The organism is Chryseobacterium hilariae, assembly GCF_051400735.1.
In the GTDB taxonomy this organism is placed as follows: domain Bacteria; phylum Bacteroidota; class Bacteroidia; order Flavobacteriales; family Weeksellaceae; genus Chryseobacterium.
Genome location: NZ_JBLFFJ010000015.1, coordinates 1 through 1,569, shown reverse-complemented (window position 1 = coordinate 1,569; position 1,569 = coordinate 1). Strand labels below are relative to the sequence as shown.

The following is a 1,569-nucleotide window of genomic DNA, read 5'->3' as shown; positions in this document are numbered from 1 at the left end:
TGTATGTCTTCAAAAGAAAATGGACTTTCTCTTAGGGAGTATTTGTTAGTTTAAAGTTATAATAAAAGTTGATTTCCATAAAATTTTTCTAAGCTTTGAGGGCTCAAAAATTTTCTAGAACAACTTTTTCTTAGCGTTTTACTTTTTCTTTAAAGTAATTCCGTTTTCTGAGTTGCAGTGTTTTCTCTTTTATTTTCCTGCGTTCCCGGAGTATTTCATCGCTTCTTCCAAAATATACATCAGCAGGAGTTAGATTTTGCAGAGACTCATGATACCGCTGATTATTATAACGGTTAACAAATTCCTCCAGTGCTTTTTCCAATTCTTCAGGGCTGTAATAAAAATGAAGTTTTACCACATTTTTCATCGTTCGGTGGTACCGCTCGATCTTTCCCTGGGTCTGCGGATGAGCAGGTTTTCCATGAAGCTGATTGATTTCATACTTTTTCAGCAGATACTCTTTCAACTCAGAAGCTACGTAGCAGGAGCCATTATCAGATAAAAGTTTAGGAACCTGTCCTTTTTTAAGCCCTGACTTTATTACAGCTGAATCTACCGTTCTTTTTACATCATTCACTTTCATGTTTCTACAGAGCTCCCAATGAACAATATAACGGCTGTAATCATCTAGAATGGTACTTAGATAGTACCAGCCCCAACCAATAATCTTAAAATAAGTGAAATCTGTTTGCCACATCTCATGTACAAAATTGGTTTTATCTTTAAATTCATCAGCAGCTGAGAGCAGGATATGAGAAGGAGCGGTAATCAGACCCCGCTTTTTCAAAATTCTGTACACACTTGATTCTGAAATAAAAATACCCTGCTCATCGGTGATTTTATAAGCCAGTTCTCGGCTGGAAAGTCCAGGATGCTCCAATGCGATCTCGACCACAAGGTTTTTTTGTTTCTCAGGAATGCTGTTCCATTGTTTTCTGTTAAAAGAGGGGGAAGAAAAAAATCCTTCATATCCTTTTTTCAGATACAGATTATACCAATTGTAAAAGGTGCTCTTATGGATGCCGAGTTCCCTCAAAGTCTTATTAACACCTATTTCACTGCGCGTAACGAGTTCTATGATCTCTAATTTTTCACCGGCGGATAACCTCATATATCTTCTATATTTCTGGGTTAGTCCAGCATGTCCAAGCTTTTTTTTACAATATCATACCGTAAAACGAGATCTGCAACCATTTCTTTTAGCTTCTTGTTTTCTTCACGAAGCTGGCTAACTTCATCAGAAGTAGCCTCACGAACTACATCACCAGAAAGGCGTTTCTTACCGGCCTCAAGAAATTCTTTGTTCCATTTGTAAAATGTGGATTCCTGAATGCCATGCTTACGGCAGAGCTCTGCTACAGAGGTCTCTGCACGAAGGGCTTCCATTACGATGAGGATCTTTTGCTCGGCAGTGAAGATTCTTCTGGTTTTTCTCCTGATCTCTTTAATGTAGGTTTCAGGAGTTGGTTTTTTCCTGGTGTTCATAATATCAAATTTAAAAATTAATCTCTTATGAAACACTCCTTAAGTGAGAGCCTAAATCAGTACACTTTTTGCTGACGATTTACA

The 1,569-nt window shown here is 37.7% G+C and carries 1 pseudogene; it reads right to left on the bottom strand.

Annotated elements, in window-relative coordinates:
* Nucleotides 1-130: 130 nt before the first annotated feature.
* Nucleotides 131-1,485, bottom strand: a pseudogene (locus ACMGDK_RS19730) (IS3 family transposase).
* Nucleotides 1,486-1,569: the final 84 nt, after the last annotated feature.